This is a genomic window from Candidatus Kinetoplastibacterium oncopeltii TCC290E, from assembly GCF_000340865.1.
Lineage (GTDB): Bacteria > Pseudomonadota > Gammaproteobacteria > Burkholderiales > Burkholderiaceae_B > Kinetoplastidibacterium > Kinetoplastidibacterium stringomonadis.
Map to the genome: position 1 here is coordinate 388,014 of NC_020299.1, position 25,398 is coordinate 413,411.

Sequence of the window (25,398 nt, forward strand, 5' to 3'; positions counted from 1 at the left end):
TAAATTTCATTAATCATGTTCATGAGCTAAAACTTGCCTACGAATTTTAACGGCTTTGGCTAGACGTTCCAATACACTAACTGTTGTTTCCCAATCAATACAAGCATCTGTAACACTTTTGCCATAAACAAGATCATGAGCATTGCTTAAATCTTGCCTTCCTGATTCTATGAAACTTTCTATCATAATACCAACTATTCTTGAATCTCCACTCTCTAATTGTTCAGATATGTTTTCTATTACTATTGGTTGATTATTATGATTTTTATTACTATTAGAGTGGCTTGCATCTATCATGATCTTAGAGGCAAGACCGGCTCTTCCAAGTTCTTCACACGAGCTCTGAATGCTTTCGGCATCATAATTAGGCTTCTTGCCTCCTCTTAATATAATATGACAGTTCTCATTACCCTCTGTAGATATTATTGCAGAATGCCCACCTTTAGTTACTGACAAAAAATGATGAGGTTGTGATGCAGTTTTTATTGCATCAATTGCTATTTTTATATTACCGTCAGTACCATTCTTAAATCCTACAGGGCAAGATAGACCAGAAGCTAATTCCCTGTGAGATTGGCTTTCAGTAGTCCTTGCTCCAATAGCTCCCCAGGAAACTAGATCTGCTATATATTGTGGAGTTATCATATCTAAGTATTCACAACCTGCAGGCAAGCCAAAGCCATTTATTGTTAACAATAGTCTTCTTGCTATACGTATGCCTTTATTTATATTGAAGCTATCATCTAAATCTGGATCATTTATTAAACCCTTCCATCCAACAGTAGTACGAGGTTTTTCAAAATAAACTCTCATAACTATTTCTAATTCTTTTTTGAGTTTTTTTCTAACTTCGTTTAATCTTTTAGCATAATCTAAGGCAGATATTTCATCATGTATAGAACAAGGCCCTACTACAACTATTAACCTATCATCCATACCATACAATATTTTATGTATGGTATCTCTTGCCAAGTGTACTACTGCTGATGCTTCCTTTGTACATTCTAATTCTTTCATTACCGTAGCGGGAGGATTTAATTCTTTAATTTCGCGTATACGAAGGTCATCTGTATTATGAGACACTATATTGCTCCATGATATAATTATAATACTTTAAAATTTGCTTTATTAATTTTAGCACATGAGTAAATTCTTTAGAAAATTAAATTACATTTTTATGAGCTAAACTGTTCCTCCTACTGTTAATTTATCTATACGAATAGTTGGCATACCAACACCAACAGGAACATTCTGTCCATCTTTGCCGCAAACACCAACTCCAGAATCTAGTACTGAATCATTTCCTATCATAGATATTTGTTGCATGACATCAAGGCCGTTACCTATAAGGGTTGCACCTTTGACAGGGTTAGTGATCTTTCCGTTTTCTATTATATATGCTTCAGATGCTGAAAAGACGAATTTTCCACTCGTTATGTCAACTTGTCCACCAGAAAAATTAACAGCATATAAGCCTTTTTTTACAGAAGAAATAATTTCTTTTGGATTATTAGTTCCACCAAGCATGTAAGTGTTTGTCATTCTTGGCAATGGAATATGAGCAAATGACTCGCGACGACCGTTACCAGTTGGTAGGACTCCCATTAGATTAGAGTTCATTATATCTTGCATATATCCTTTTAATACACCATCTTCAATTAAAACATTTTTCTTTGTTATATTTCCCTCATCATCTACATTAAGTGATCCTCTACGATTTGGAATAGTTCCATCATCTATAACAGTTACTCCTTTAGATGCAACTTTTTCTCCTATACGTCCAGAAAATACACTTGATCCTTTTCTATTAAAGTCTCCTTCTAATCCATGTCCTACAGCCTCATGTAATAATATTCCAGGCCACCCATTACCTAAAACTACTGTCATTTCTCCAGCTGGAGCTGAAATAGCTTCTAAGTTTATCAGAGCTTCATTAACAGCTTGTTTTACATAACCCATTAGAATTTCATCAGAAAAATATAGAAGATCTGCCCGAGCGCCGCCTCCTGATCTACCTATTTCCCTTCTACCATTACTTTCTGCTATCACTGTGATTGACACTCTTACAAGTGGCCTTACATCAGAAATAAAACGTCCGTCACTACCAGCTATTATTACTATATCTCTTTCAGATGATAAACTAGCCATAACTTGAGATATATTTGTACTCAATCTTCTTGCCATCATTTCTATTTTCTCTAATAAGAAAATTTTTTGACTAGTTTCCATGCTATCCATTGGACTACAATTACCATATAAGCTATTCGATCTATATTCTCTAGAAGGAGGAATATAGATCTTTGAACTATTTGTTCCAGAATTATTAATTGATCTTACTGTTTTTGCTGAATTTATTATATCCTCATAAGATAAAGAGTCAGAATATGCAAAGGCAGTTTTTTCACCACTTAACGCTCTTATCCCGACTCCATTACTTATAGAAAAATTTCCATTCTTTACTATACCCTCTTCCAACCCCCAACTTTCTTGAGATGAATGTTGAAAATACATATCAGCATAATCAACATTTTTAGTGATTATGTCATTGATAGCATTAATAATTAAATTTTCTGTTATATTCCATGGTTCTAATAATTTAGATTTTGCTATATTTAATGAGTCATTGGCGCTACTTGTATTCATATTAAAATTTAATAGCCTTTTATTTTAGATAGTGAATGTTATTAAAAAATCATATAAAAAATTATTATAGTGATTTTCTCGTGTTTTTATCATGATATTCAACAATTATGTGGATTATATAAGATAAAAATAAAATAAATTTTAATTGTTATTAAAAACATTTATGAAAAAATATAAGAAATATTTAATAAATAAATTTTGAAATATTACTTATATCAACATTAGAGATAATAACGCTTAAAAATGAATAACCATAGATCATTCTGTAAAACAAATTTACAAGATTACAAACCATATCCATATTTAATAGATCAAATAGACTTACAGTTCGATCTGGATTTTAAAGTGACTAGAGTAACAAATACAATGTATGTAGAACGTAAAGCAGAGTTCGAAAATTGTACTAACATAATTTTATATGGGGAAGAAATAAAATTGTTAAGTATATCTATTAATGATATTTGTCTGAATAAGAGTCAATATATTATTAAAGAAAATATATTAATAATCAAAGAAATTCCATGCAAATCATTTATTAAAATAGCTAGCGAATGTTTTCCTAATAAAAATTTTTCGATGATCGGATTATATATATCAAACGGTAATTTCTTTACTCAATGCGAACCAGAAGGATTCAGAAGAATAACTTGGTTTGCAGATCGTCCTGATGTTATGTCAAGGTATACTGTTACAGTAAGGGCTAACAAAAAATACTCAATACTTCTATCAAATGGTAATTTATTATATAAAAAAGATATTAGCAATAATATCACTGAGGCAAAATGGATAGATCCTTTCCCAAAACCTAGTTATCTATTTGCATTGGTAGTTGGTAATTTTAATATTAGAGAAAGAAGTATAAAAACTATAAGCGGCCGTAATATTAAATTACAAATATATAGTGAAGAATCAATTTGCTACACAGAATGGGCGATGCAATCATTAATAAATGCTATTAGATGGGATGAGAAAAAATATAACCTTGAATTGGACCTCGATAGATTTATGTTGGTAGCTGTACGTGATTTTAATATGGGAGCAATGGAAAATAAAGGATTAAATATATTTAACTCATCATATATCTTATCAAGTCATGAAACATCAACAGACTATGATTACAACAATATAGAATCAACTATTGCTCATGAATATTTTCATAATTGGACCGGAAATAGAGTTACTTGTAGAGACTGGTTTCAGCTCAGCCTTAAAGAAGGATTAACTGTTTTTCGAGAACAAGAATTTACTTCTGATATGGTATCTAAAAATTTGAATGGCGATATGTCTATTAGCGCTCGTGCCATAAAACGCATAGATGATGTTATATATTTACGCTCAAATCAATTTCCAGAAGACTCAGGTCCCATGGCACATCCTGTTCGACCAGATAATTATAAAGAAATTAGTAATTTTTATACTCCAACTATATATGAAAAAGGGGCCGAGATAATAAGGATGCAACATAATTTATTAGGCACCGAAGGATTTCGAGCAGCAATGGATAAATATTTCCAATTGTATGATGGTATGGCAGTGACGTGTGAGGATTTTATTAATATAGTTGAATCAATATACTACTCAAAGAATCATAATAGTACTAATTTTAAAAATTTTAAGAACTGGTACACCCAAGCTGGAACACCTACTGTAATAGTAAAGATGGACTATAAACATGAATCAAAATCTTGTACTATAACTTTATCACAATATTGTAACAATGTGGGCTCTGAAAAAGAAGAAAATAAAGAAAAAGAACCGTTTTTCATACCATTTTCTATTTCTATACTTGATAAAAATGGTAATCCATATAAAATTTTTTCTAAAGATAAAAATCTATCTATAGATGGTGAAACTATCACTCTGAAATTTTTTCAAAAAAAACAAAAATGGATTTTTGAAGAAATATCTGATTTGCCTGTATTGTCTTTGTTAAGAAATTTTTCAGCACCAGTGAAAGTTAAATACGAATATAAGAATAATGATCTTAAGATTATAGCTTTGCATGACAATGACTATTTTGCAAAATGGGAAGCCGTTCAAGAATTATCGATAGCTCAGGTGTTTAGTATATTAGATCAAATTAATTGTGGATTAGATATACAGATTAATAGTGATTTAATATATATATATAATAAAATTATAAATAATAAGAATCTATATTGTGGTTATAAAGCAAAAATATTAACTATTCCAAACGAAAAAACGATAGCAGAACGTTTGCCTATAATTAATCCATCTGCTATAGCTATAGCTCGCGACTTATTGATTAGAAAAATAGGTGAATATCTACTACCTTTATGGGAAAATACGTTCGTTGATAATCAAGATTGTGATAATACGTATTCTATAGATTTATATCATAAGAGAATGCTAAAAAATTTATCTGCAAGATATATAATGGCTAGTAATACTTCTGATATGTTTAATATTTTTGAAAAACATTTTTATAAATCTAAAAATATGACTAATTGTATAGAATTGTTATCAAACATTATAGATTTTGGAGATTCAAATATATCTAATGAATTATTATCTTTTTTTTATAATAAATGGTATAAAAATAGCTACGTAATGGATAAATGGTTTTCGGTCCAAGCAGCTTCTAGAAAGAAAAATTTAAATGATATAAAAGAACTTATGAGTAACAAATATTTTACATTTAAAAATCCAAATAGAGTCCGTTCTTTGATATTTCAGTTTTGTATAAATAATGCAAGAGGAATGCATAATGCAGATGGATCAGGATATAATTTTTGGTCAGAACAAGTGATAGTACTTGATTCTTTAAATCAAGAATTATCATCTAGCTTAGTTCGTGTTTTAGATAATTGGTCAAGTTTAATTCCTAATCTAAAAGATAAAGCACAAACATCTCTCTTAGAGATTTATAATAAAAGAGATATTTCTAGAAATGTTCTTGAAATAGTTGAAAAATCTTTAACAATAAAATAAGGAGATAGATTTGAATAATAATTTTTTGCTAGAATTCTTATATAAAGAATATACATCGTTAATGAATGACTCCCAGTTATCTGGTTTGATAAAAAATATTGCAGTATCTTGTCGGAAAATTAGTAATCTATTAGACAAAGGAAATTTGAATAATATATTCGGAAAATATAACAAGATAAATGTTCAAGGAGAAATGCAAGCAAAATTAGATGTTATAGCTAATGATATTATTGTAGATGAAAATAATTGTATAGGTAGTCTTGCTGGCCTAGCCTCGGAAGAAATGGAAGATTTTTATAGAATACCAGATGACTATAAAACTGGTGATTATTTACTACTGTTCGATCCTTTAGATGGATCTTCTAATATAGATGTCAATATTTCTGTAGGAACAATATTTTCCATATTGAGAATTAATAGAAAAATTAATAATAACAAAGAAATAATTATTAATGATTTTTTACAACCAGGTATAAATCAGATAGCAGCAGGTTATGCAATATATGGGCCTCAGACCAGTATTGTTATTTCTTTAGGCAAAGGTGTACATAGTTTTACTCTAGATAAAAATATAAACGAATGGATTCTTGATAATAAACTCATGAATATACCTAATTGCACAAATGAATTTTCTATAAATTCATCTAACTCAAGGCATTGGGACGAAAACATATATAACTATGTGCAAGATTGTCTAATTGGAACTGATGGTCCTTTACGCAAAAACTATAACATGAGGTGGACTGGATCAATGGTTGCTGATGTCCATAGAATCATGACTAGAGGTGGAATTTTTCTATATCCATGGGATTCTAGAAATCCTAGTATTCCTGGAAAACTTAGACTTATGTATGAAGCAAATCCTATGGCTTTTTTGGTTGAACAAGCAGGAGGAATTGCCTCCAACGGAAATAAAAGAATTTTAGAAATCATTCCAGAAAAATTACACCAACGTACCAGTGTAATATTAGGTTCTAGTGATGAAGTAAATATATTATTAAGATCTTATATAAACACCTACTAAATATAAAACACAAGTAGGTGTTTATATTTTACTAACTGATATTTTCTATTCTTATACGAGTGATTTTAGAACACATAAATTCTAAAGATTCAATTTTCTTTATAGATATGTTTATGTTTTTTTCAATAGAATCGTGTGTTATAAATATAATATCTGCTTCGTTTTCTGTATCTGAACATTGTTGTATCATAGACCCAATAGATATATTGAGATCTGATAATATTTTAGATATATCTGCCAATACCCCTGGTCTATCTTTAACTCTCATGCGTAAATAATATGAGGTAGATACCATTTCAATTGGTAGTATAGGTATATTGCATAATGATTCGGGTTGAAATGCTAGATGTGGAACTCTATTCTCAGGATCAGCAGTATGTAGTCTTGTGATATCGATTAGATCAGCAATTACTGCAGAGGCAGTTGGTTCTCCACCAGCACCTTGACCATAGTATAAAGTTGGACCAACAGCATCACCTTTTACTAATACTGCATTCATAGCACCTTCTACGTTAGACAATAAACATCCTGAAGGAATAAGTGCTGGGTGAACTCTCAGCTCTATACCTTCAGCCTTACGTTTTGTGATAGCTAGTAATTTTATCCGATATCCCAGTCTTTCTGCATGAACTATATCATCTGAAGATAAGTTGGAAATACCTTCTATATACGATTTCTCAAATTGTATTGGAACACCAAAAGCTAGAGATGCTAGTAATGTTAATTTATGAGCAGCATCAACCCCTTCAATATCAAATGTTGGGTCAGATTCAGCATACCCAAGTTCTTGTGCTTGTTTTAAAACGTCATTAAAAGGTAATCCTGTAGAACGCATTTCTGATAAAATAAAATTTGTTGTGCCATTTATAATACCAACAACAAACTCAATACGATTAGCTGTTAGGCCTTCTCTTATTGATTTTACTATAGGAATTCCACCTGCTACAGCTGCTTCAAAAGCAACCATTACACCGTGCTCGGATGCTTTAGCAAAAACCTTATTGCCATGCTTAGCTAAGAGAGCTTTATTAGCAGTCACAACATGTTTTCCATTAGCAATTGCAGCCATAACTAGATCTAAGGCTATTTTGTCACCACCAATTAACTCTACAACTATATCTATATCTGGATCTTTTATTACCTCATAAGCATCTTTAGTTATTTTTACTTTGCTATTGACTAAAGATTGAGCATGTTCAACATTTAGTGCAGCAATTTTAGTTATCTCTATAATGCTACCAGCACGACGAGCTATTTCTTTTGCATTTCGCTCTAAAACAGTCCATGTGCCACTACCAACAACACCCATACCAAGTAGACCAACTTTAACAGAGTTCATTTAATATACCTATCCTTTAATAAAATATTCCAAGGCAACATATGATAAATAATATGAATATCAGAAAAAACATGATTAAAAATCTATAAATATCTATATTCTATTTATTTAATTATTAATTTTACCTTTATTATAAGTGAAAATTTATACAATTTTATTTTAATCTTTAGTAAGAATGAGCGTACAATACTTGTCCACGGAAATTATATCTTTTGAATGTGAGATCAATTTTAATATGTTTTCAGTTTATGCATTTTTGAAATATTATCCACGTATTTATAATATCATGAGAAACATATAAGTATTAGTATTTTAACTTTTTATAGGAAATACTCTTGAAATTGCATTATGAAAATAACACATCAAATAATGTTATAAATTCGTATAAAGAAGGATCTATAAGTATTAATGGGATCATCTATACAGATAATATTTTATTTAGTAAAAACGGCAAAATATTGAAATGGGATATATTAGATGTACATAATATAAATTATAAAATTCTACTTTATATGCTTGAATCCATCGGATATCCAGATAATTCAAAAAAACCCATAGAATTCATATTGATAGGAGCTGGTAATAAATATAATGGTGAAACAATTAATAATATAACAAATATTGTATCAAATATTGGCATAGGCATTGAAATAATGAAAACACAATCAGCAGTATATACATATAACGCCATGCTAATGCAAGACAGACAAGTATTAATCGCATTAATACTTGGAGATTAAAATAATATGCATTAATTTTAAAAAATTAGATTTTGTTTTTGAATCTATAAGAGATAAGAGCATCATGAAATTAAAAATACAATTATGCAGAACGTACAAAATAAAATATAAATATTCAGCAATTGATTCATTAAAAACATATTAATTTGTATTATATCTAGAAATTTTATTAAATCTAGTAATCAATATATGCATAAAATTTGAATACATTTAACTTTAATTCCATATAAGGATGAAATCCTATTTCATTTATATAACGCAATTATGAAAAAATATATATGATAAAATTTCTAGATAGATTAAACTTTTAAACAAATAAAGAAGGCTTTATTGTTTAAAGATAGATATCTGTAAAAATTAATCATCATATTCAAGACATTTGAAGTTCTTTAGATAAAGTGAATCTTGAAATTTATATTTAATTTATTATAAAGCGCAGTTATGAATAATTTACCGATTGGTATTACCATGGGAGATCCTTTTGGGATAGGCCCTGAAATTATAATCAAGGCATATCTAAAAAAATATTTAAAGTCTTGTGTTGTTTATGGTGATAAGTTCGTATTATCTAAGGCCTCAAAGCTGTTAGGACACGATATAAATATAATAACAATAAACTCTAATGACATAGAAAGTATATCATTTGATAATGATTCCTTGTACGTCGTAAACTGTTGTAATGAGATGAATATAAAATATTTTCGACCAGGAACAGTTAGTTCTATAGCTGGTTATCATTCTTATATGTATGTTGAAACTGCAGTAAAAGACGCAATTAACAAGAAAATAAATTCTATAGTTACATCACCATTAAGCAAAGAAGCATTGTTTAAAGCTGGTATTAAATATCCAGGACATACTGAAATATTAGCAGAGCTAACAAATACAAAAAAATATGCAATGCTAATGATAAATGATCTGATTAAAGTTATGTTAGTTACCATACATGTACCTATAGTAGATATCCCTAATATTATTACTATAGAAAAAGAAATAGATACTATAAGATTAGCATATAAAGCTTGTAATATGATGAGTATAGAGAATCCGCACATTGCAGTTGCTGGTCTTAATCCTCATGCAGGTGAGAATGGTATAATTGGGACAGAAGAAATAGATATTATAAAACCAGCTATCGAGATAGCTCGTAATGAAGGGATACTTCTTTCTGGACCATTGCCTGGAGATACTATTTTTATGATGGCTAGATTAGGTAAATTTGATATGGTAGTAGCTCAATATCATGATCAAGGACTAATCCCTATAAAATATTTAGGTATTGATCATGGTGTGAATGTTACAATAGGACTACCATTTCTTAGAACAAGTGTTGATCATGGAACAGCTTTTGATATATCATGGAAGAATAAAGCCAATGATGATTCTTTAGTTTCAGCAATAAAGATGATTTCTAAATTTAATTGCAAAATTTAATAATTCATATACTACTTGCATAATTCAAAAATCTAGTTGTATGACCTTGGAATGTAAGCTTCACTGTTCCTACAGGACCGTTTCTTTGTTTACCTATTATTATTTCGGCTATTCCTTTTTCCTGAGAGTCTTGATTATAGAATTCATCCCTGTATATAAACAATATAAGATCAGCATCTTGTTCTATAGCACCTGACTCTCTAAGATCGCTCATAACTGGTCGCTTGTTCTGACGCTGTTCTAAACTACGGTTCAACTGTGATAAAGCTATCAACGGACAATTGAGTTCTTTAGCTAAACTTTTCAATGATCTACTAATTTCAGAAATTTCTGTAGCTCTATTTTCTTCTCCGCTTCCAGACATTAGCTGCATATAATCTATGATTATTAATCCCAATTGACCGCATTGTCTAGATAATCTCCTTGTCTTGGCTTTAACCTCAATTACATTTAATGCTGGAGTCTCATCTATATACAATTGAATATCCTGCATTGCTTGAATAGCATCTGTAATTTTGGGCCAATCTTCTTCTGATAATTTACCGGTACGCATCTTATGTTGATCAACTTTACTTATAGAGCCTAACATTCTCATTGCAAGTTGAGAAGCTCCCATTTCCATGGAAAAAACGGCGACTGGAAGACCATGTTCAATGGCAACGTATTCTCCTATATTCATAGAAAAAGCTGTTTTGCCCATAGATGGTCTACCAGCAACAATTATTAATTCTCCCGGTTGTAAACCCGATGTCATTTTATCTAAATCTATGAATCCAGTTGGAACGCCTGTTATATCAGTATCACCTTCTCTATGATATAACTCATCAATTCTTTCTACCACTTGAGCTAGCAATGGTTGTATTTCTTGAAAACCAGCAGAGTTAGAAGATTTATCCTGCGCAATTTTAAAAACTTTGGCCTCAGCTTCATCTAATATCTGCCTTGCTTCTTTACCTTTTGGATTTAAAGCTATTTCTGAAATCTCATCAGAGATAGCTACTAATTTCCTCAAAATTGAACGCTCACGAACTATTTCGGCATATCTTGTTATGTTAGCCGCTGATGGAGTATTGTGTGCCAAAGAATTCAGGTATTCTATACCACCGATATCATTTGTTTTTCCAGAATTTACTATAGAATCATTTACAGTAATTACATCTGCTGGTCTATCTAGATTTATTAAAGAATCAATATGTTTCCATATAGTACGGTGCTCGTGTCTATAAAAATCTTCAGCGGTTATAACGCCACTTATTTTATCCCAAGTGCTATTATCGATCAATAGACCACCAAGCACGGATTGTTCTGCTTCAATAGAATTTGGTGGTGTTCGCAAATAGTCTAATTTATTATCGTTAATAGTCATATTTTATTGAACAATACAAGCACTATTTTAGTTTACACAACAATTATAACAGCACTTTAGATTATGAGAGCAATCAAGAATTATCAAATTAATTAAACAAAAAGCCAGTTGACACTGGCAGCTTTGTTTTTATAATTCTTCCCTAGTAACTACTATTGAAATTTCTTTTTCTACGTCAGGATGGAGTTTTATTTTTGCTACAAACTCACCAATAGTCTTTATATGATTTTCCGATAAATAAATTTGTGTTTTTTCTATAGAGGTAAATCCAAATTTCTTCAGATTATGCACTATATCTATGTTATTAACAGAACCAAACAATTTACCATCTACACTAGATTTTTGAGAAATTCGCATTACAAATCCATCTAGCTTGTCAGCAAGCTCCTTAGCATCATTCAATTTATTTAATTGGATTTTTTCTAATTCTGACCTTTTGTTTTCGAATTCTTTTATAGCTACTTTAGTAGCTCTTTTGGCTATTTTATTTGGTATTAAAAAGTTTCTAGCGTAACCGTTTTTGACGCGAACTATATCGCCTAAATTTCCTAGAGTAGAAACTTTCTCTAATAAAATTACTTCCATTTTAATTAGCTCGCTTAATTAGTTATGATTATCTGTATAAGGCAATAAAGCTAGAAAACGTGCTCGTTTAATAGCTAAACTTAACTGACGCTGATAAATTGCCCTAGTGCCGGTAAGACGAGATGGGATTATTTTTCCATTTTCTTGTATAAAATCCTTCAACGTATCCGTATCTTTATAATCAATTTCATCAACTTTTGCTGCAGTGAATCTACAAAATTTACGACGTTTAAATAAAGGATTTTGCTGTACAAATTTACGTTTTTCTTTCGTGTGTCCAAAGAATGACATTTCTTACACCTTTTATTTTTATGATAACTACTATCATCCACTAAAACATTTGTTATTAATAAAGCATCTTTCATATGCTTTTACTAAAATGTCAGATGTTGCAGTATATCTTATATATTTTATTATGTATTATAAATTTCTTGTAAATGAAATTTTAACAAGGCAGAACCTCTGTAAGCTGGAGCTATAAAACCTTTGGCGCTAAATTTACAACCTATGGGCATATTAATCAAAATATCAGTTATATACCCTATAGCGACAGAAAGTATTTGAAATCTAACTTCACGCTCAAGACCTGACTCCATGACCTTTGAATAATTCTCTAGTAGCATTTCTAAAACGGGAATCCCAGTTTTAGTATAGCGTAAACCTTTATTTTCTATAAAAGTTACATCAATCTCTAGATTATTCATACTATATGATTAAACTATACATCTTCAGAATTTTCTGATGAGTCCTTAGATACTACTTCTTTCTCAACAGTTTTCATCATTATAGAAGGGCTAGTATGAGGTTTTTTGGTCTTTATAAGCAAGTATCTTAACACAGCATCATTATAACGAAATGAATTTTCTAGATCAGATAGTGTACTATTATCACATTCTATGTTGATACATATGTAATGTGCTTTAACCAATTTTTGTATTGGATAAGCCAGTGTACGGCGTCCCCAATCTTCAGTACGATGTATCAATCCACCTTTCTCAGTAACAAGTGATTGATATCTCTTGAGCATAACTGGAACCTGTTCACTTTGGTCAGGGTGTATAATAAAAACAATTTCATAATCACGCACAATTAACTCCTAATGGATAATTTAGACAGATTCTTTTAAAGATGGAAATCAAACTAAAAAAGCCAGCTAAACAATTAGTCTGGCAGGAAAATAAATAACAGACAGTAGGCTAAATTATATACAATATTTGTGTACTATGCATATATTTTTATTTACCTAATTATTAATCTTTTTTTCTATCACAGCATATGCAGAATGATTATGTATAGATTCAAAATTTTCTGCTTCTACGCGATATTTGCTTATATAAGGAAATATCGTATCTATCCGAAAAGCTAGATCACGCACTAAATCTTCTACAAATTTTGGATTATTATATGCGTACTCTGTAACGTATTTCTCATCAGGTCTTTTTAATATACTCCAAAGTTCGCATGATGCTTCTTTTTCTACTAAAGTTATGAGATCCTCAATGTGAATGCTTAACAATTTATTAGAAGTTATAGATAATGTAATATTAGATCTTTGATTATGAGCACCATATTCAGAAATAGCTTTTGAACATGGACATAAACTTGTGACTGGTACAACAACCACTATTTCAAATTCAGTTTTATTATAAAAAGTGCGTATGTTTATCTGAACATCGTAACTCATCAAACTACTTACGTTAGAGACAGGTGCTTTTTTCTCTAGGAAAAAAGGGAAAGAGGCACTAATATCACCGTTTTCTGAATTTAATAAATTTAACATATTTGTGTTCATTTCAGAGAAGCTAGATAAATCCATCAATCTATTCTTGAATTTTTCTAGTAAAACTAAGAAACGTGACATATGAGTGCCTTTCTTATTAGCAGGTAAAGAAACAGTCATAGTCCAGTTAGCAACAGTATTTTGGATATTATTGTTCTTGTCTAAAACAGTTATAGGAAAGCGTACGTTATGCACACCTACCCTGCTAATAGGAATACATCTAGTATCTACTAAATCCTGTATATCAGGTATTTCTGAAATATTTTCTAAAGTTGATTTGATTGTTTTCATTTCTTGATAAAATTAATATGGTTTTAACTAAGATACAGAATAATATACACTTTATTGAAAAATAAAAATACACATCTAATAAAATATATGTATTACTCAATCGAGCAAATCATAAAAACGAGAACGTATCGAATTCTCAATCCCATATACATCCAAACCTATACTAGACATTAATATATTTGTATCTCCATGAGGAATAAAGTAATCTGGTATCCCAAGTTGTAAAACGGGTATTAATAAATTAAATTTCTGTAATATTTCTAGCACAGCACTACCAGCACCACCCATTATAGAAGAATCTTCAACTGTAACTATAGCCTTATGATTTTTACTTATATTTAATATCATTTCATGATCAATTGGCTTAACAAACCTCATGTCCACTACACTAGTATTTAAACGATCAGCAACATCCAATACCTTTTGTAATAAAGTACCAAAACACAATATAGCAATATTTTTACCTATTTTTCTTATAAATCCTTTACCGATTTCTACTGTATCTAAGCTTATATTTACTTCAACTCCGGTTACATTACCTCTAGGGTATCTTACAGAAGAAGGTCCTTGATATTTATAACAAGTATTTAATAATATCCTTTCTTCATTTTCATCAGAAGGAGTTGCTATTACCATGCCAGGAATACAACGAAGAAATGCTATGTCATAGTTACCAGCATGAGTTGGACCATCAGACCCAACTATTCCTGCACGATCCAATGCAAAAGTAACATCTAAATTCTGAATAGCAACATCATGTATAAATTGATCATATCCTCTTTGTAAAAAAGTTGAATATATAGCAACTACTGGTTTTAAGCCTTCGCATGACATACCAGCAGCAAAAGTAATGGCATGTTGTTCAGATATACCAACATCAAAATATCTTTCAGGAAATAATTCCTCAAACTTAACCAATCCACTACCTTCACTCATCGCTGGAGTTATAGCAATTAATCTATTATCACTACGGGCCATGTCACAGATCCATTCACTGAAAATATTAGTAAATGTTTTAGTAATGTTTTTTTCTGTTAATTTAATACCAGTATTAATATTAAATTTACCAGGACCATGATAAAGAATTGGATCTTTTTCAGCTAATTTATAACCTTTTCCTTTTTTTGTAACAATATGCAATAATTTCAGTCCTGGACAAGATCTAACTTTATTTAACTCATATATTAAATCATCTATATTATGACCATTTATTGGACCAAAATATTTAAAACCAAATTCTTCAAAAATTATGTTTGTTTTTATTATATCTTTAGCATGGCTTTCTAAAGACTTAGCTAATTTTAGCACTGATGGTATATGTTTCAGGACAACCTTACCAACATTTTTAGCCTTAGCATAAAAGCGGCCATTCATTAATTGAGAAAAATAATTATTTAAAGAACCAACTGGCTCCGAAATAGACATATGATTATCATTTAATATAACTGTTAGGTTTATATCTTTTATGTTATTTGCATTATTTAGGGCCTCAAATGACATTCCCGATGAGATTGCTCCATCACCAACAATCGCAATATTATTTCTGTCTATATTAAATGCTCTAGCTGCTACTGCCATACCTAAAGCAGCAGAAATAGATGTTGAAGAATGAGCTGTGCCGAAAGCATCATAACAAGACTCTAGTCTATTAGGAAAACCAGATATACCATTATACTGCCTTAATGTGTTCATTGACCCACGACGTCCTGTTAGTATCTTATGAACGTATGATTGATGCCCAACATCCCATACAATACGATCAAAAGGAGCATCAAAAATATAATGAATGGCTAATGTTAATTCGACTACTCCTAAATTAGATGATAAATGACCACCAGTTTTAGAAACTAATTCTAAAATTTCTTGCCTTAATTCTTTTGCAAGATTTTTAAGTTCAATATTATTTAATTTTTTTAAATCACAAGGTGATGAAATACTATCCAATAAATTAGTAGCCATTTAAAACTCTTATATCGATGTTTATTTAATCTTTAATGATTTCTGCAAACTATTAAATCAAGCATTTCCAATAATCTTTTATTAGATGAATCCATTGGTTTTATTGTATTTATAGCTTTATTTTTAAGTTCATCTAATATTTTTCTTGATTCTACAATTCCAAATATAGATACATATGTAGGCTTATTATATTTATGATCTTTACCTGCTGTTTTACCAAGTTGTTCGCCACTAGAAGTTACATCAATAATATCATCAACAATCTGAAATATTATACCTAGATAATTTGCAAAATCATCAAGCATACAACGCACAATTTGATTAGCTCCAGCTAATAGGTAACCGAATTTTATACTACAGGCTATAATCGCTCCGGTTTTCATTGAGTGCATATTTTTTAATTGATCATAAGAGATATTATTACCTATATTATCTAAATCTATAGCTTGTCCTCCAGACATACCTAAATAACCAGCAGATTGAGCAAGATTTTTTATAAGATTTAATCTAGTTTCATGAGAAATTGAAATTCTGGAAAGTAATTCAAAAGCTAGTGATTGTAGTGCATCTCCGGCTAGTATCGCAATTCCCTCTCCGAATACTATGTGGCTAGAAGGTTTTCCTCTTCTTGTGCAATCATTATCCATTGAAGGAAGATCATCGTGAATCAAAGAATATGAATGAATCAGTTCCATGGCAATAGCTGCCTTATCCAAAGCAATCAAGATATCATCTTTTTCAACTAAATAATCATTAGAAGCAATGAATGATGCATAAACAAGTAAAGCACGTATACGTTTACCACCAGATACAGTTGAATATCTCATAGCTTTCTGTAATATAGATGAACTTGAATCATAATCTGGCAATATTTTATTTAGGTTATCATTTATGTTGTTCATAATATTTGATATCCAGTCAGAAAATGATAAATTGTTCTCATTCATTAAAATTTATCTTCTTTTAATAAATCATCATCTAATGGCTTTAATACCTCTTCATCTAAAAATTTTATCTCTTGCTCTGCTTTAGATAATTGATTTTGACAGAAACGAACTAAATCAACACCTCGACGATATAGAATTAAAGAATTATCAAGAGTTATATCACCAGCTTCCATTGAAGCTACTAGCTTTTCTAATTCAGACATGGCAGCTTCGAAGTCTATTTTAGAAATAGATTTCTTTTTCTTTGTTTTAGTAATCAATACTGCCTCCAAATTTGAATTTATTCGAATGATTTTATTATTAAATTTTAAAAGTTATTTTTTAAAAAAATAGCTATAATACACATTATCCATTTTTATTATAATCCATATTATATTTTGATTTTTAAATTACTAATAAAAAAGTTATGCTCAAGTATAATTACTAAAATCATCCGTAAATAAATATATATATCAAATAAAAATAAAATGTTTTTTAATTTTCCACAAAGATATATAGAAATTCAAAAAACATAAGTTAATTTGACATTTTATTTATAATAGGTTTCATAATTTTTTAATCTGTATCATTTAAAGCGTAAATAATGCTTCAGCTATCGCTCAAACAATATAAATTATTGGAATCGACAAATTACAACAAAACAACAATCAATTAAACGGTATTTACTAGATATTTTTATATATAAATATCTAGGGCAAGAATAAACAGATTTTAGGATAAATTGATATTGCAGAATTTAGATTAGCTATAAATTTATTATTAAAAATAAGATTAATCATATCTAATTGACATTATTCTTTTTGAGTAAAAACTATTGAATCTACATTAAAGTGATCCAACTGTATAGAATTATTAATTAGCTATATCAATGATAAACATAATATTTGTTGATTTTTATTTATCATAAGATAAAAACAACTCTCAATATAAGTTGTATCAGCAATTATACATGAATAATACTTGGTGGGCCCCCCGAGAGTCGAACTCGGCACCAACGGATTATGAGTCCGCTGCTCTAACCAGGCATGAGCTAGAGGCCCAAACTTTTTTAAATTATAATATAAAAATAAACTAATTAAAAGATGTTTTTATTTATTATCTAAAAAGCTTTTGAGTTTATCTGCTCTGCTAGGGTGACGTAATTTTCTTAGTGCCTTGGCTTCTATTTGCCTAATTCTTTCTCTGGTTACATCAAATTGCTTCCCAACTTCTTCCAAAGTTTGATCTGTATTCATTTCTATCCCAAATCTCATTCGAAGTACTTTCGCTTCTCTTGGAGTCAGTGAGTCTAACACTTCTTTTACAATATTTTTCATTGATCCATGTAAAGCAGAATCAGAAGGAGCTAATGTTGTTGTATCTTCTATAAAATCACCTAGATGAGAATCATCATCGTCACCTATTTGAGTTTCCATTGATATAGGCTCTTTAGCAATTTTTAATATTTTTCTTATTTTCTCTTCAGGTATATCCATTTTCTGAGAAATTACAGATGGATCTGGCTCAAAACCAGTTTCTTGTAAAATTTGACGACTTATACGATTCATTTTATTTATAGTTTCTATCATATGAACAGGAATACGAATTGTTCTAGCTTGATCTGCTATTGATCTTGTAATTGCTTGACGAATCCACCATGTAGCATATGTTGAGAATTTATAACCACGACGATATTCAAATTTATCAACTGCCTTCATTAAGCCTATGTTGCCTTCCTGTATAAGATCTAAGAATTGTAAACCTCTATTGGTATATTTTTTTGCTATTGAGATTACTAGACGTAAATTAGCTTCTATCATTTCCCTTTTTGCTTTTCTTGCCATAGCTTCACCCATGGTCATTTTTTTATTAATTTCTTTAAATTCACTAATCGGCAAAAGAATCTCTCTCTGAAGATCAATTAGTTTTTTTTGTAAATCTTGTATTATAGGAACATAATTCTTCAATGATTCAGAATAGCTATTACCAAATTCTATTTCATTAATTATCCAATTGAGATCTATCTCACTGTTAACAAATGAGCCTATAAAATAATCTCTTGCCATACCAACTTTATCTACGCAAATATTTAATATAGATCTCTCTATTTGTCTTATTTTATCTACATACGATCTTATGCAATCAGCAAGCCTTTCTACTATTTTTGCTGTAAAACGTACGCCAAGCAATTCTTCTTGTATTGATCTAAGCATATCAAAATATTTTTCCGAGCGATATCCATTTTTTTTATAATTATCTCCCATTTGTTTATAAATTTCAGAAATATTGCTGAATTTTAATAGGCTCTTTGCTTTTAATTCTTCTAATTGTTTAATAGACATCCCGCCAGCAACTGGATCATCAAAATTATTATTGTCCGCAACTCCAATACCTGCATATTCTTCACCGTCCTCCGGGTCAATCAATCCATCAATAACATCATCTATTGGTATTTGTTCATTATGAATTTTTTCTATATTTTGTAAAATATCATCCACTATTATCGGACAAGAAGAGATGGCCATAATCATATGTTTTAAGCCATCTTCTATTCTTTTTGCTATTTCTATCTCACCTTCACGAGTCAGTAGTTCTACTATACCCATTTCTCGCATATACATTCTTACTGGATCAGTAGTTCTTCCAAAATCAGAATCAACAGTTGTTAGAGCTGCTTCTGCTTCATCTTTGACATCATCATCGTTAGAAGCCAACGCTGCATTCTCATTCATTAACAGTGTATCTACGTCTGGTGCCTGGTCATAAACTGTAATTCCCATATCTCCAAAAGTGCTAACTATACTATCAATAGATTCAGCGTCTACTAGATCATCTGGTAAACTATCATTAATCTCGCTGTAGATAAGATAACCCCTATCTTTACCTAACTTAATTAAAGATTTAAGAACATTTCTGCGTTCTTCATACTCCTCTTGAGAAATAGGTTTTCTATTTAAAACTAAATCTTTCTGTTCATTTTTTCTTTTTCTATTAATCCTCTTTTGAACCTTTAGATAAGGGAGAATATCAACATCATTTTCTTCTATTTCGTCAAAAGAATCGTTTTCATGATCATCAGTATTATTAATAATCTTCTTAGAACTATTTTTAGAATTATCGGCTTCAAAAAATTGATCATCTAGATCTTCACTGCTAATCAAAAAATCTCCAGAATTATTGCTTTCCACATTTAGATTATCACCATCTATAGGTTTTTTATCTTTCTTTCTAGATGTACTGATCCTCGAAATATTTTTTTCATTAGATTTAATAAGGCTCATATAGCTTCCGTGACATTAAAATTATTATGAACAAATAGAATAGATATTTAACATGCGTAATAAAATTTCAAGCATATATTACCGCACAAAAAATATAATTTAGAATTAGTAGATATTAAAAAAATAGATAATTACGAGTTATTTATTGCCTTAATAGATATTATTCTTTTTGATAAATCTTTATATTTTTCTATATCCTCTTCTGAGGACAAGCCATTTTCAACAAGAATTCTCATTTCATTGCTTATAGACTGATACTCTATAAGCAAAAGAGAATCCTCCCATTCTTTTAAAGGGTTTGGCAATTTATTCTTATAAAGTAGATCTTCCTGTATAAAACTATTTATAGCTATTCCTAATTCTGAATTAGGGTCTACAATTTTCTTTATAGAATCTAAATCTTTATAGCTTGTATTTTCAGCTAATAATAATAGATCTTTAATTATTTTTAGATCTGGATTTTTATCCAAAATTTCTAATTGTTGATCACCAATATGATCAATCAACGTTAAGTTAGATAGCAATAGATAAAGTAGTCTTTTCATAAAAGATGGTTTAGACTTTATACCTATTGAATATTTATTTCGCGATTTAGAACTATTGGTTATATTTTGCGAATTTTTATTATAAATTGATTTATTTGTATATGAGTAATTATTATCCGTTAGATTATTAAAATCATTTTTACTAAAATTAAGAATTTGTGAAGCTTCTTTTTCGATCTGAATTCTTAACATAGGACAATTTTGCATATGTTTTAATATTTTACTTATTTCAGTCCAGCAAGCAGCTCTACCTTCTGCTTCATTAATTGAATATTTATTAATATAAGTATCTATTAATAGCTTAGATAGTGGTATAGAATTTTTTAAACAATTCTCAAAAACATCTTTACCATTTTCTTTAATATATAAATCAGGATCGTATCCATCTTTTAGAAACAGAAAACGGATTTCATTGCCATCTTTTATTTCTGAAATACATAACAAAAGAGCTTTCCAAGCTGCATTTTTACCTGCTATATCTCCATCGAAACTGAATACTATTTTTTCACTAACAATTAATAATTTTTTTATCTGATCTTTTGTTATAGAAGTTCCTAATGTAGCTACTACATTATTTATACCATGCTGAGTTAGACTAATAACATCCATGTATCCTTCTACTACAATAATCAGCCCTTTTGATTTTATGTTAATTCTAGATTCCCATAAACCATAAAGTTCCCTACCTTTAGAGAAAATAACTGTTTCTGGTGAATTTAAATATTTAGGTTGAATATTAGCTATTGTCCTAGCACCAAAGCCAATTACAGATCCATATTGATTTTTAATAGGAAACATTATACGTTCTCTAAATCTATCATACCGATTTTCATCAGATTTTTTAATAACTAGTCCAACATCAACTAAACAATCATTATTATAGTAATCTTCGAATATATTAGATAGAGAGTTGTGCCCAACATCGGACCATCCTAAATCAAAAAATTTTATAAACTCACGACTTATACCTCTTTTTTCTAAATAAGAAATAGCCACAAACGAATTATCTAATAAACGAGAGTAGCAAGACTGGGCCTTAGCCATTACATTATAATATGACTTTTCTTTTTTGTATTCATCTTGAGATTTCTTATTGTCAATCATTGGAAATACCAAGCCAATTTGAGATGAAAGTGATTTCACTGACTCAGTAAAACTTAATCCTAAATGACTCATAAGAAAAGACAGACAATCGCCATGAACTCCACAACCAAAACAATGATAGGTTTGTTTTACTCTATTAACTGTAAAAGAAGGAGTTTTCTCATTATGGAATGGGCATAAACCAACAAAATTAGAGCCAGCTTTCCTTAATTGCACATACTTAGACACAATATCTAAGATATCTACATGAGCCAATAAATCCTGAACAAAAGATCTAGGTATCAACTATCTGACTAATAAATTGATTCTAATACATACGTGGTGGTAGTTGCTGACTACGGATGCGCTTATAATGTCTTTTTACAGCAGCAGCTAATTTTCGTTTGCGTTCTGCTGTTAGTTTTTCATAAAATTCTCTGGATCTTAATTCTGTCAATAATCCAGTTTTCTCAATATTACGTTTAAAACGTCGCATGGCTGATTCAAACGGTTCATTTTCTTTAAGTCTAACAATAGGCATAGAAATAATACACTCAAAAAATTATTAAAATTTGGACCACAAGCAATATGCTAGATACAATAACAACATTCACATTACAGTGATATCACATAGCTTCGAATTATAACACTATTTTATAATAACTATTAATAAATATGATCAATGATTCGTTAGATTTCCTAAAAAATTTCTATTTATATAGTACGTCATACATAACATATAATATTTAATTATGTACTATACATTAATAAGTTGAAAATATTAATTTCTAGAAACAGGTTTATTATACTAGCAAAAACACTTTAAAATTAAGAAATTTTTAATTAAATTAGAAATTTATAATGAAACATATAATAAATAAAAAGGTCAAATATAATTGATTTGACCTTTTCTGTGTATTTTTAAAATGTAAATTAACCAATAGGATGACGAAGCACTATAGTCTCATTTCTATCAGGACCTGTAGATACTAAATCTATAGGAACTCCACAGATCTCTGCTATCCTTCCTAAATAATGTTTAGCTTCAATAGGCAATTTGTCAAATTCTTTTATTCCAACAGTCGAAGAATTCCATACTGGCATTTCTTCTAATACTGGCTCTAATTTAGAAACAGCACAGGATCCATATGGTAAAACGTCGCAAAATTTCCCTTCAGAACGGTAGCCTACACATAACTTAATAGAACTCAAACCATCAAGCACATCAAGTTTTGTAATACATAAGCCAGAAACTCCATTAAGTCTTACTGACCTTTTTAAAGCAGCTCCATCAAACCATCCACAACGTCTAGGCCTTCCTGTAACTGATCCGAATTCTTTACCAACAGTAGCAATATGTAATCCCAATTCATTAGATAATTCAGTAGGAAAAGGACCAGATCCAACACGAGTTGTATAAGCTTTAGTTATTCCTAATACATAATCTATAGATTGCGGACCTATACCTGATCCAGCTGAAGCAGAACCTGCAATACAGTTACTGCTAGTAACATAAGGATAAGTTCCATGGTCAACGTCTAGAATAACTCCTTGAGCTCCTTCAAATAGCAAATTATTTCCAGATTGCTGCATATTAAATAAATTAGTGGAAACATCATGAACCATTGGAGCTAGTATAGGAGCAAAACTTAGAGACTGATCCAATATCTCTTGGAAATCCAAGATATCTGCTTTAAAATAATTAGCTAAAATAAAATTATGATACTCTAGATTATCTCGCAACAAGTCTTCAAAATAAGTCTCATTAAATAAATCCTGTACTCTTAATGCTCTTCTAGCAACCTTATCTTCATAAGCTGGACCTATACCTCTACCAGTTGTACCTATTTTTTCTTTACCCCTATGTAATTCACGAGCATTATCTATAGCTACGTGATAAGGTAATATTAATGGACATATATTAGAAATCTGAAGCCTTGATCTAACATCTATACCAGCAGATTCAAGTTCAGCAATCTCTTTTAATAATGCTTCTGGAGAAAGAACTACACCGTTACCTATAAAACAAGTAACATGAGATCTCATTATTCCTGAAGGAATTAATCTTAGTACTGTTTTTAAGCCATTTATCCAGAGAGTATGCCCAGCATTGTGACCACCCTGAAAACGGACAACACCACTGACTGAATCTGTTAGCCAATCAACAATCTTACCTTTACCTTCATCACCCCATTGAGTGCCAATTATTGCTATATTTTTGCTCATATCATATTTAAATTTAATAAGTTTATATGTATATATCCAGATTACTAAGAGATATAGCTAACCTGCCAGATGCCTTCAAATAAAACTAATCTACGGTCAAACAAAAATTCATCTTGATCAGGATAATCACCTGGTAGTATTTGAACTACTATCTCACCCTTTCTACGTAAACCACGAATTGTTTCTAACAATACAGGATCCCGACCCCATGGAGCTAATATGGCTTTAGATTTTGCTAGTTTTAATCCGGATGCTAATGAACGCAGATTTAAGCTAAAACCAGTAGCTGGCCTAGCCCTACCAAATGCTCAACTGACATTATCATAACGACCACCAGTAACCAATACCTCCCTCCACCCATCAGCATAAAGGGCAAATTTAACACCAGAATGATAACCATAACCCCAAACATCAGCAAGATCAATACTTAATTGCACGTTTGGCAACAAGGCATCTATCAAAATCTGTAATGAATCTAGAGCAGATATAATACCGGGAACAGATGGTAATATCTTACGAGCATTTATAATGACATCATCGACGTTTCCATATAAAGCACATACTGACTGCAGCATCTTTACAGTATCAGGTCTTATAAATTTCTTTGTTAATTCAGATATACCAGAAACATCCTTTTCTCTTAATAGAGAAACAACTAAATCAGAATTGCTATAAGCATTATGATCTAGTTCTAAGATACTACGAACTATCCCTGGATGTGATAAATCTAATCTTGGCAAGGTTATACCAGCAGCATTAACAGTATCTAAAGCCATTTGAATAATTTCCAAATCTGCTTCTGCACCAGCATGGCCGTATATCTCCGCTCCAATCTGAAGAAACTCTCTACTAGACAAAGCATCTGCAGGCCGAGCATGAAAAACATTACCGCAGTAACATAATCGAGTAACACCATTACGATTTAGTAAGTGCGCATCTATACGGCTAATCTGTGGAGTCATGTCAGCACGAATACCCATAGTTTTACCTGATAGTTGATCAATGAGTTTACAGGTACGCAGATTTAGATCGCTGCCGGTTCCAGATAATAAAGAATCTATATATTCTACTAAAGGAGGGCATACAAGCTCAAAACCATACTTTTTGTATAATTCTAACAACCTATGACGTAAATCTTCTATTTGTCTAGCTTCCATAGGAAGTACATCTGCAAGATTTTCAGGAAGCAACCAATTACTCATTATAATGATCCTTGGGCAATAA

General features: G+C 30.3%; 20 protein-coding genes, 1 tRNA gene and 1 pseudogene. 4 read left to right on the forward strand and 18 right to left on the reverse strand.

All coding sequences use genetic code 11. The features are described 5' to 3' along the window. Positions 1-9: 9 nt before the first annotated feature. Together CONE_RS01820 and tldD are read right to left on the reverse strand one after the other, a co-directional pair. Positions 10-1,083, reverse strand: a complete 1,074-nt coding sequence (locus tag CONE_RS01820) for a 3-deoxy-7-phosphoheptulonate synthase (protein ID WP_015397044.1) — start codon at positions 1,081-1,083, stop codon at positions 10-12. A 99-nt stretch (positions 1,084-1,182) separates the two neighbouring features. Further along, positions 1,183-2,643 carry a metalloprotease TldD gene (tldD, locus tag CONE_RS01825; RefSeq protein ID WP_015397045.1) on the reverse strand — a complete coding sequence of 487 codons (1,461 nt, stop codon included), beginning with the start codon at positions 2,641-2,643 and terminating at the stop codon, positions 1,183-1,185. Positions 2,644-2,886: 243 nt separating this feature from the next. On the opposite strand from tldD, the gene pepN reads away from it, so the two are divergent. Then, positions 2,887-5,595, forward strand: a complete 2,709-nt coding sequence (gene pepN, locus CONE_RS01830; RefSeq protein WP_015397046.1) for an aminopeptidase N — start codon at positions 2,887-2,889, stop codon at positions 5,593-5,595. 10 nt (positions 5,596-5,605) lie between these two features. Further along, positions 5,606-6,619 (forward strand): class 1 fructose-bisphosphatase, encoded by a 1,014-nt coding sequence (locus CONE_RS01835; RefSeq protein ID WP_015397047.1) that lies wholly within the window; start codon positions 5,606-5,608, stop codon positions 6,617-6,619. 31 nt (positions 6,620-6,650) lie between these two features. On the opposite strand, the gene CONE_RS01840 is transcribed toward CONE_RS01835, so the two are convergent. Beyond that, the gene (locus CONE_RS01840) at positions 6,651-7,958 is read right to left on the reverse strand and encodes a homoserine dehydrogenase (RefSeq protein ID WP_015397048.1); all 1,308 of its coding nucleotides are present in this window, start codon (positions 7,956-7,958) and stop codon (positions 6,651-6,653) included. A 335-nt stretch (positions 7,959-8,293) separates the two neighbouring features. Between CONE_RS01840 and CONE_RS01845 the strand changes: the two genes are divergently transcribed. Then, entirely contained in the window at positions 8,294-8,698 is a 405-nt protein-coding gene (locus CONE_RS01845; protein ID WP_015397049.1) for an Mth938-like domain-containing protein, read from the forward strand. A gap of 441 nt (positions 8,699-9,139) precedes the next feature. Next, positions 9,140-10,132, forward strand: coding sequence for a 4-hydroxythreonine-4-phosphate dehydrogenase PdxA (pdxA, locus tag CONE_RS01850; protein WP_015397050.1), 993 nt, complete (start codon positions 9,140-9,142; stop codon positions 10,130-10,132). 4 nt (positions 10,133-10,136) lie between these two features. Here the strand turns inward: pdxA and dnaB are convergent, their stop codons facing one another. The 15 genes and pseudogenes from dnaB to CONE_RS01925 all read right to left on the reverse strand — a co-directional run bounded on the left by dnaB (position 10,137) and on the right by CONE_RS01925 (position 25,376). Continuing rightward, positions 10,137-11,498, reverse strand: coding sequence for a replicative DNA helicase (dnaB, locus tag CONE_RS01855; protein ID WP_015397051.1), 1,362 nt, complete (start codon positions 11,496-11,498; stop codon positions 10,137-10,139). Between the two features lie 129 nt (positions 11,499-11,627). After that, complete coding sequence (rplI, locus tag CONE_RS01860; RefSeq protein ID WP_015397052.1) at positions 11,628-12,083, reverse strand: 50S ribosomal protein L9; 456 nt, start codon at positions 12,081-12,083, stop codon at positions 11,628-11,630. Between the two features lie 18 nt (positions 12,084-12,101). Beyond that, entirely contained in the window at positions 12,102-12,374 is a 273-nt protein-coding gene (gene rpsR / locus CONE_RS01865; protein WP_015397053.1) for a 30S ribosomal protein S18, read from the reverse strand. 122 nt (positions 12,375-12,496) lie between these two features. Further along, positions 12,497-12,787 (reverse strand): primosomal replication protein N, encoded by a 291-nt coding sequence (locus CONE_RS01870; RefSeq protein WP_015397054.1) that lies wholly within the window; start codon positions 12,785-12,787, stop codon positions 12,497-12,499. A 14-nt stretch (positions 12,788-12,801) separates the two neighbouring features. Next, positions 12,802-13,170, reverse strand: a complete 369-nt coding sequence (gene rpsF, locus CONE_RS01875; protein WP_015397055.1) for a 30S ribosomal protein S6 — start codon at positions 13,168-13,170, stop codon at positions 12,802-12,804. A 156-nt stretch (positions 13,171-13,326) separates the two neighbouring features. Next, the gene (gene folE2 / locus CONE_RS01880; RefSeq protein ID WP_041862242.1) at positions 13,327-14,145 is read right to left on the reverse strand and encodes a GTP cyclohydrolase FolE2; all 819 of its coding nucleotides are present in this window, start codon (positions 14,143-14,145) and stop codon (positions 13,327-13,329) included. 105 nt (positions 14,146-14,250) lie between these two features. Continuing rightward, positions 14,251-16,113 carry a 1-deoxy-D-xylulose-5-phosphate synthase gene (dxs, locus tag CONE_RS01885; protein WP_015397057.1) on the reverse strand — a complete coding sequence of 621 codons (1,863 nt, stop codon included), beginning with the start codon at positions 16,111-16,113 and terminating at the stop codon, positions 14,251-14,253. Between the two features lie 32 nt (positions 16,114-16,145). Continuing rightward, positions 16,146-17,060 carry a polyprenyl synthetase family protein gene (locus CONE_RS01890; protein WP_015397058.1) on the reverse strand — a complete coding sequence of 305 codons (915 nt, stop codon included), beginning with the start codon at positions 17,058-17,060 and terminating at the stop codon, positions 16,146-16,148. Then, positions 17,060-17,317 (reverse strand): exodeoxyribonuclease VII small subunit, encoded by a 258-nt coding sequence (locus CONE_RS01895; RefSeq protein WP_041862243.1) that lies wholly within the window; start codon positions 17,315-17,317, stop codon positions 17,060-17,062. The genes CONE_RS01890 and CONE_RS01895 overlap by 1 nt, the downstream gene beginning before the upstream one ends. A gap of 704 nt (positions 17,318-18,021) precedes the next feature. Then, positions 18,022-18,100 (reverse strand) — tRNA-Ile (locus CONE_RS01900). A gap of 48 nt (positions 18,101-18,148) precedes the next feature. Continuing rightward, positions 18,149-20,320: an RNA polymerase sigma factor RpoD gene (gene rpoD / locus CONE_RS01905; protein WP_015397060.1), complete on the reverse strand. Its 2,172-nt coding sequence runs from the start codon at positions 20,318-20,320 to the stop codon at positions 18,149-18,151. 131 nt (positions 20,321-20,451) lie between these two features. Continuing rightward, positions 20,452-22,254, reverse strand: a complete 1,803-nt coding sequence (dnaG, locus tag CONE_RS01910) for a DNA primase (protein ID WP_015397061.1) — start codon at positions 22,252-22,254, stop codon at positions 20,452-20,454. Positions 22,255-22,276: 22 nt separating this feature from the next. Then, positions 22,277-22,489, reverse strand: coding sequence for a 30S ribosomal protein S21 (gene rpsU, locus CONE_RS01915; protein ID WP_015397062.1), 213 nt, complete (start codon positions 22,487-22,489; stop codon positions 22,277-22,279). A gap of 392 nt (positions 22,490-22,881) precedes the next feature. Next, positions 22,882-24,174: an adenylosuccinate synthase gene (locus CONE_RS01920; RefSeq protein ID WP_015397063.1), complete on the reverse strand. Its 1,293-nt coding sequence runs from the start codon at positions 24,172-24,174 to the stop codon at positions 22,882-22,884. 44 nt (positions 24,175-24,218) lie between these two features. Further along, a pseudogene (locus tag CONE_RS01925) lies at positions 24,219-25,376 on the reverse strand (ATP phosphoribosyltransferase regulatory subunit). Positions 25,377-25,398: the final 22 nt, after the last annotated feature.